This window comes from Bacteroidota bacterium, from assembly GCA_034723125.1.
Lineage (GTDB): Bacteria > Bacteroidota > Bacteroidia > CAILMK01 > JAAYUY01 > JAYEOP01.
The window spans coordinates 3,478-11,938 of the sequence record JAYEOP010000300.1 but is presented as its reverse complement, the minus strand read 5'-3'; the positions used below and the strand labels follow the sequence as shown (position 1 = coordinate 11,938).

Below are 8,461 nucleotides of genomic sequence, written 5' to 3'. Positions count from 1 at the left end.
TCAATTATAATTGACGATTATGCTAATACTCACAACATGCACATTTGTTTTGACGGTGAATATTATTACACGGTAAATGGTGGTATAACAGATCAAGGCTTAATTAACAAGTATGATATTGAAGGGAATTTTATTGCAACCTATGATATTTATCTTGATATGAGGAGTATTATTTACAACGAAAATACAGAGAAATTTTACCTTTATTGTTACGACAACAACATTTACGAAATAACAAATTTTGAGATTGGAGCTTACAAATTAATTCACAAAGAATTAATTACCAGTGAACAAGCAACAGTTGACCTTTCCCCTGATGGTAAAAAACTTTATTTTAATGACAATGGCAAAGTAAAAATCTATGATTTCTCTACAGGAAAATTATTAAAAACATTTGAAAATATAAAATGTGGCAAGGATGTTTTCGAAGGAAGCAATGCAATAGCTGTTAGTAACAAAAATATTTTTACTTGGCACGGCAAAAAAAGGGAAATATATATTTATGATTTAAACGGAAATTATATTTCTACAATAAGGATAGTTGACGGTGATTATGGTTTTTCTTTGTCTTATGCCAACAATATGATATTTACTGCTTTTGATGGGAATTACGATGACGGGCAATGGTATGGATATGAAATTGATGATTTAATAGGAGTAGAAACTCTTGAGCCTGAAATTACTTTTACAGACAATCTCAATACTCACAATATGCATCTTTGCGAATATAAAAATCGATTATATACAATTAATGGAGGCTTTGCTTCAAAAGGACAAATTAATGAATATAACTCAAAAGGTGTTTTTAAAAAATCATATCCTTGGAACTGGGATATGAGATCGATAATGTATGATGCTTCAAATAAAGATTTATATATAAAAACTCACGAAAGGAAAAACAACATTTATAAAATAACAAATTTAAAAAACGGAAAAGTTGAGCAAGCAAGCACAAACTTTCAAATAGACCCACAAGCTGTTACAGCATTAGGACATAAAGGAGAAAAATTATATTATTTTAATGAAGGTGAACTGGAAATTTATAATTTTAAAAGTACAAAACTTATAAAAACAATAACGGGATTAAAGCACGGTAAAGGATTGGAAGGAGGTAGTCTGGTAGTTGCTGTTGACGATAAGCACATTTATACTTGGAATGCATTAATCAGGCTTGTTTATATTCATAACCTTGAAGGAAAATACATAAAATCAGTTCGTTTAAAAAAAGGAAATTATGCTTTTTCTTTATCTGTTGCTAATGGATTAATTTTTGTTGCCGAAGATGGTAATTCCAATGAAGGCACTTGGTATGGCTATAAAATAAGAAAATAAATTTATGTGCGGAAGATTTATTATTTCAAAAAAGATTGATGAAATAACAGAAAGATTTCATGTTGATGTAGAAAAAAATATTTATAAAATTATTTATAATGCTACACCAACACAATTTTTACCGGTAATTACAAATACAGAACCCACTAAACTCAACTTTTTTAAATGGGGATTAATTCCTTTTTGGGCAAATGACATTTCAATTGCTGTAAAACTTATAAATGCACGGGCGGAAAGCGTTGCAGAAAAACCTTCATTCAGAAACTCATTTAAAAGCAAAAGATGCCTTGTTGTTGCGGATGGTTTTTATGAATGGAAAAAAATAAAACAAGAAAAACAGCCTTACAGAATTTATATGAAAAATGAAAGTTTGTTTGCTTTTGCAGGATTATGGGACAGTTGGAAAAACAAAAACAATGAAGTAATAAATTCATTTACAATTATTACTACAGAACCAAATAGCTTAGTTGGAAAAATTCACAATCGTATGCCTGTGATTTTAAACAAAGAAGATGAGCATAAATGGCTTAATGAAAACCTTTCTGTTGCTGATGCAAAAAATTTATTAAAAGCTTTTTCTGCTGAAAAAATGATGGCACATCCTGTTTCAAAATTAGTAAATTTGCCTTCAAATAATTCTCCTGAATTAATTCAAACAACAGAAAAAACAGGACTTTTTTAAATTTATACAAATGATTGAACTTAAGGGGGGTTCTATACATACATTCGCATTAAGATTTCCAGAGTTTTTTATAGACAATGAAAAAATTTGAAACACTATCGGGATAATGTAAAAAGTTTTGAAGAAGTATATGAAAAACTCTGAAAACCCTTTGGGAACAAAGATAATAAACAATCTGACTGCGTTAAAAATTTTCTCAATAGCTACGGCTATTCAGAAAATTTTGTGCCTTGCATCTTATTCATTATCTTTGTTTCTTAAAAGAAATGTATGTATAGAACCCCCCTTAAAGGTAAATATACAACCGCCAAAATAATGATCAACGATGTTGAACCAGAGTGCATAAAGCAAATACAAAACATGATTGACCATAGTGCATTTACCAAGGATGTTGTAATAATGCCCGATACACATGCAGGCAAAGGTTCGGTAATAGGATTTACAATGCCATTAAGTGAAAAAATTATTCCTAACGTAATTGGTGTTGACATCGGTTGTGGAATGATTTCAGTAAAGTTTGGTGGTAATCTAAATTTTTCTATTCCTGAAGCGGACAAAAAAATCAAGAAAATTATTCCAATGGGTTTTAAAATTCATCCTAAGCCTGTTTTGAAAAATCTTGACTTGTCAATACCAAACAAAGCGGTCTCGAACTTTGTATCTCAATTTAATAAAAAGTTTAACACAAATTATTTGCCTACTGAAATAAGTAATGAATGGTTGCAAAATAAAATTCAAGAAGTTGGAATAAAAAAAGAAACTTTTTACAATTCCATAGGTAGTTTAGGCGGGGGAAATCATTTTATTGAAATAGGTAAAAGCAATAACAATTATTTTTTGACAATTCATTCAGGTTCACGAAATTTTGGATTACGAATAGCTGATTACTGGCAAAAAGTTGCTATAAATAATTTTACAAAAACACCTTCTTTTGAATATAAAAAAGAAGTTGAACGGATTAAAAAAACGACAAAAGACAAGAAAAAAATAAAGCAAAAAATTAAGGAATTAAGAATTGATTTTCCCATAGACTTTAACAAAGAGCTTGCATTTTTAACAGGCAATCAAATGATGCAATACCTTACGGATATGATTTTTGCACAATATTATGCATCCCTTAACCGAAAAACAATTCTTGAAAGAATCATAAAAGTTTTGGAGATAGAAAATATTATAGAAGAAATTGAATCGGTACACAACTATGTTGACTTCAACGATTTTATAATCAGAAAAGGGGCGATAAGTTCTTACAGTGGAAAAAAAATGATAATTCCTTTTAACATGCGTGACGGTTTGTTGATTTGTGAAGGAATAACAAATGAAAGTTGGAATTTTTCCGCTCCACATGGTGCAGGAAGAATAATGTCTCGTACAAAAGCAAAAAAAACTGTTAACTTGGAAGCTTTCAAAAACTCAATGAAAAATGTTTATTCCAGTTGTATAAGTGAAAAAACTTTGGATGAAAGTCCTTTCGTTTATAAAGATTCAAAACTAATAGAAAGTTTGATAAAACCAAGTGCTAAAATAATTGAAAGGGTAAAACCGATATTGAATATCAAGGCGATGTAAAAAAAATATTTTTTATTGCCTTGTTCAATGTATAGTACATTATTAAAATATGGACTCGTCTGTTTTTAATTTTTAAAACCTATTTTCCTACTGTTGTTGACTAAAGTTTCTTCCGAACAAAAAACCATTAAATTTTCAAGATTAACTTTTTCTCCATGAATTATTTCATGTATTTCATTCTTCCGAAGGATATTATCAATCTGTCCACCTGAAAAATTAAACTTATCAGCTAATAAAAAACAATCTTTAATATCTAAGAAAGGTAATTTTGATTTCCAAATTTTAGTCCTAATTGTAGCATTGGGTTTTTGAAATTGGACTTTAAATAAAAATCGCCTTTCAAATGCAGAATCAAGATTCTTTGCCAAGTTTGTGGTTGCAATTAGAATGCCTTCAAAATTTTCCAACTCTTCAAGAAGTATATTTTGTATTGCATTTTCAGTCTGAGCAACACTTGAATCTCCGAGTTCTCTTCTTTTTGATATAATTGCATCAGCCTCGTTGAAAAGTAATATTGGCATACGTTCACATTTTTTAGCAAAAGAGTTATAATCTGTAAATATTTGCTTTATGACTTTTTCACTTTCACCAAACCACATTGACTTTGACTGGCTGATTTCAACTTTCATCAACTTTCTGTTTGTTTCTTTTGCAATTTGTTTTACAATCTCTGTTTTACCTGTTCCCGGTGCACCGTGTAACAAAGCAGTTATGCCTTTGGGTAAGTTCTTTTCTATTAATCTTTTTTGAGTTTCTCTTAATTTAACATCATCTAATAAATCTTTTAGTAAAAACAGTTGTTTCATTTCTGATTCACTGAAAATTAACTTCCGAAAAGGAATTTCATTTGGTAACAAAATATTTTCTTTTTTCTTCTTATTTACAAAAAGCTTTATACCACACTCATTTAATACATCAAGTGAGTTGTCTGTTAGTTTTATTCTAGTATCGTTAAAAAACCGAGCCTCAATAATTTCAAGCAAATTGTTCTTGACCAAAACATTTTCTTTAAATAAAATACTTTGCATGAATATTAAACGATTTGAAGGATCATCATAAATTTCTTCCAATGCTTTACCTATATCAGTAGATCTTCTTCCTGATAAGGTTTTCCAAATTAAATAAAGATATAAGTAGGTATCTTCGATGTTATAATTAAACTGGTCAACTTTCTTAATTAATGGGAAATGTAGATTTTCAGAAATAATCTCTTTTGTTTGCTTAAATAATTGATCGGTAGATATTTCATCATCATCTCTTTGTTCTGCAATATTGTATAGCTTTTCAAGTAATCCAATAACATCCTCAATCTTTTCTTGTTTAATTTCAGGCATGGGTTTATTTTGCAGAATTGCTTCTGTAATTTTTTCATTAATTGTAAACTGGTCATTAGTTCCAGCTAATTTCATTGCATACTGTGATTTCTTTCTTTCGAAAATACCTTTAGAGTATAAATACTCAAAATCATCATTGTATTTGAGTATCTTCATAGGATTGCACTTGAAATATCTTGTAAGGTCGTTTAAATCAACTGTATTCCCCGTATAATTTAAGGTAAATACCAATGCTATAAAAAAAGTTTGACTTTTAGTTGTTCTGAAATACTCAGAAAGAAAAGATAAATCGTTATCTATATTTGTAAAAAAAGAGTCTTCAAGTTTACATTCTTTTGATTCATCGTATATTTTTCCGATACTGTTCAATACTTTTATTTTAATACTATTTCCCATATCTGTATATTTTAAGTTTTAGTACAAAGATACGGGTGGTATCCGCCAAAGTGTGTCGAGGTAAAATTATCTTCTTAAATAAAGCTTAGCACAAGCACGTGCATCAGAAAGTGCTTCATGATGATTAAGTTCAATATTGTATTTATCACAACATACATTCAAGGCTTCTCCGTATATTCTATAAGTGCATTCCCAACTATCGGCAATATTTAACTCCGAATAATTCAAGCCGTAATGTGCCATAGTTTTCTGTAACACACTTCGGTCAAATGATTCATTATGAGCTACAAGTGTTTTTCCTTGCAAGCGTTTCTTTATTTCAGGATACAATTCCATGAAATTTGGTTCATTGGCCGTGTCTTCTGGATTAATTCCATGAATTTCAATATTTTTCCAAAAATAATCATTATCTGGTGGCTGAATAAGCACATTATACTCTTCGGTTATTTTTCCGTTTTCTACGGTAATTATACCAACGGCACAGGCAGAGTTTCGGTTCCCTTTTGCTGTTTCAAAATCTATTGCTGTGAAGGTGGTCATAATAATTAGATTATTTGGCTTATTTATTCTCAAACATATAAGCGTATAATTTTTCTATTTCTGCTTGTTTTCTCTTCTTTGCTTTAACTAAATCCCATTCGGGAAAATCTTTGACTTGTTTTTTTGCAATTTTATATTTGCTATCAGTATACCTTTTTATTTTAAATCCGTAAGGTTTGTTATTAATTGAACGGTTTATATGACTTTCAATAACCATTAAATTTCCTAATGAATTTAGTTCATCACCCCATTCTTTTTTGATATTATCTCTTTCTTGAATATCTTTATCATTAAAGGATTGAATATGTTCAATATCTATATCTGAATAAAACAGATTTTTTCTTATCTCATTAATATTAACTGAACTTTTATAATCTTCTTCCAACATTGCGGACAAACGGCATACAATATCCTTTCGTTTTCTGTTGTGAGTTAGATTATTTGCAATAAACCAATTAAGGTCGTACCAACCTTGATTATGTGTTTCTGCTGTGCCTATTTTCTTATTTATAAATTCAATTGTTTTTTCAACCGATTTTTTGTTGATAGTATCTACAAGCGAATAATTAAATCTGTGCATATCATTTATTGCTTTTTGAAAACGAATACTGTATATGCTGTAAAGTTTACTCAATTGTCTTATAAAAACGAATAATTTACTTTCCAAATCGTTTTCATCCTTAAACCTAAACATAAAAACAAATATTAAAATCCAATATCGGCTGTATCTTGACCACCTTATAAAATTTATAGAACAAGCATCTTCAACTGTCGGATAATTCATTTCTACCCACTGATAACGAACTTCAATTATTTGGTCTATTTCAGAAAGAGAAAGGTCGATGTTTTTTGCGTTTGAAAAGTTTTTCCAATGATTGATATTGAAAATTGTATCAAATAATCTATCAAAAAATGTAGTCGTTGCAAATGAATATAAAACATTAGGTAAATTATATTTTGAAATAATTATATATTGATAAATACCTAGTATTTGTGTGATTGATATATTCAAATTTGACTTTTTATTTTTGTTGTCAATTTTTGCATATAATTTACTAATATCATCAAAAGCACTTTCCCCACAATTCTTTTTGTCTGTTAAATATTCATACATTCGAATTTTAAAAATATCACCACCATTTAAATCAAGTCCAGTTGTATTTATTGCATCAAAAATTTGTAAAGTCTTCGATAAACCAGCAAATGTTTCAATAACAACAAAATAAATATTTGAAAGAAGATGCTTAATAAAGCCATTTAAATCAAATTCAATTTTATTGTTTTCATCATCTGTAAATTCGTCAATTAAAAGCCCCTTTACTATTTGTGCATTTTTAATATAAGGGTTTTGATTTTCTTCTGTAATACTGTTTAAATCACTTTCAATAAATTCTGACAGAAAGATGTTTTGCTCTCCATTGTTTACTCTTGTTTCAATCCAGTTTAGACTTACGTTTTTAAGTTCATCGTTATTAGGAAATTCATTTTTTAGCAGTTTTAGTAAAACCAAGAAAGTAGTTAATCGCTGTTGTCCATCAATAATGTCTTGCTCTGTTTTATTTTCTGTAATATATTTTTTTGCAGATAGTTGCATCGTTCCAATAAACATTGGTTCAGGTGGCGTTTCTTTATCATAGCCATAAAAAGACCTGAAAATATCTGAAACGAATTTCCTAATTTGTTCTTCTGTCCAAGAATATGGTCTTTGATAAATTGGGATAACATATTTTGTATTATCATTTAAAATAGTTTCTCCACCATTTTGAGAATTGTATTTTAATGTACAAGTTTTAGCATTTATTGAAAATTTAGAATTAATAGAATAATCTTCATTGTATTTCTCAAACAAAGATTTTATTTTATTCTTATACTCTCCATTTACTCCGTGAAATGTTCCTTGTCGATAATTGAACCAATCTTCTTTTTTTAAATCAAACAAACTAACTTTAAATCCAATTACCCAATCTTCATAAACAAAACGACCTGAATTTATATCTACCTCGTCTAATGGAAAGTCCGTAATAATTTTAGGTTCATCCAAAACTTTTCCGATTAATACAATTGTAATACCATCAGAGATAGCAATGATGTCATTAGGTTTTACAGAACGTTTTATATAATCCTGTTCTCTCCCTGCGAAAAGTATATTGTATTTTCTAAAAATGTCTATTATTGATGAGTTTGGGTCTCCTTTATCACTCCATCTTGTTGCTATTTTCCAAATATTCATAATCTATATATTTATAATTTCCCACAAAAATACAAAATAACCCCGTCATAATATGTCGCACTACTCATATTTTTGAATTGTTCGTTTTAAATTATCTTTAATTTCATCAACCAAGCATTCTAATTTTTTTTTTCGATAAATATGCTTGATTTGGATGATTTATCATTTCTGGAAATTTGTATTGTAAATCACCAGAATCAATCATTGGTTTAATATATTTCCTGCTAATATAATTATCTCCTTTCTTTAGTAGAATTGATAGCTCATTAAGTTTATATGGTCGTATTGCACAAATAGACATAATAATTTGTTTTGCTTTTTCTTTATTCCTTTCCCTTTCTTTTATACTATTAATTTGAACTACTAATTCATTAGGTA

At 28.8% G+C, this 8,461-nt stretch carries 8 protein-coding genes; 4 read left to right on the top strand and 4 right to left on the bottom strand.

From position 1 onward, the window contains the following. The 4 genes from U9R42_08250 to U9R42_08235 form a co-directional block, all read left to right on the top strand. Nucleotides 1-1,332: hypothetical protein (locus U9R42_08250; protein ID MEA3496011.1), on the top strand; the 1,332-nt coding region annotated here is incomplete at its 5' end. Nucleotides 1,333-1,336: 4 nt separating this feature from the next. Continuing rightward, nucleotides 1,337-2,014 carry an SOS response-associated peptidase gene (locus tag U9R42_08245; GenBank protein MEA3496010.1) on the top strand — a complete coding sequence of 226 codons (678 nt, stop codon included), beginning with the start codon at nt 1,337-1,339 and terminating at the stop codon, nt 2,012-2,014. A 130-nt stretch (nt 2,015-2,144) separates the two neighbouring features. Continuing rightward, nucleotides 2,145-2,330 (top strand): hypothetical protein, encoded by a 186-nt coding sequence (locus U9R42_08240; protein MEA3496009.1) that lies wholly within the window; start codon nt 2,145-2,147, stop codon nt 2,328-2,330. Further along, nucleotides 2,330-3,583 (top strand): RtcB family protein, encoded by a 1,254-nt coding sequence (locus U9R42_08235; GenBank protein ID MEA3496008.1) that lies wholly within the window; start codon nt 2,330-2,332, stop codon nt 3,581-3,583. The genes U9R42_08240 and U9R42_08235 overlap by 1 nt, the downstream gene beginning before the upstream one ends. A 65-nt stretch (nt 3,584-3,648) precedes the next feature. Here the strand turns inward: U9R42_08235 and U9R42_08230 are convergent, their stop codons facing one another. The 4 genes from U9R42_08230 to U9R42_08215 form a co-directional block, all read right to left on the bottom strand. Further along, nucleotides 3,649-5,313: an ATP-binding protein gene (locus U9R42_08230; GenBank protein MEA3496007.1), complete on the bottom strand. Its 1,665-nt coding sequence runs from the start codon at nt 5,311-5,313 to the stop codon at nt 3,649-3,651. A gap of 66 nt (nt 5,314-5,379) precedes the next feature. Beyond that, the gene (locus U9R42_08225; GenBank protein MEA3496006.1) at nt 5,380-5,856 is read right to left on the bottom strand and encodes a 3'-5' exonuclease; all 477 of its coding nucleotides are present in this window, start codon (nt 5,854-5,856) and stop codon (nt 5,380-5,382) included. Nucleotides 5,857-5,872: 16 nt separating this feature from the next. Further along, on the bottom strand, nt 5,873-8,083 hold the full coding sequence (locus U9R42_08220; protein ID MEA3496005.1) for a DUF262 domain-containing HNH endonuclease family protein: 2,211 nt from the start codon (nt 8,081-8,083) through the stop codon (nt 5,873-5,875). Nucleotides 8,084-8,189: 106 nt separating this feature from the next. Then, nucleotides 8,190-8,461 (bottom strand): AAA family ATPase (locus U9R42_08215; protein MEA3496004.1); only part of this gene is annotated, 272 nt, incomplete at its 5' end.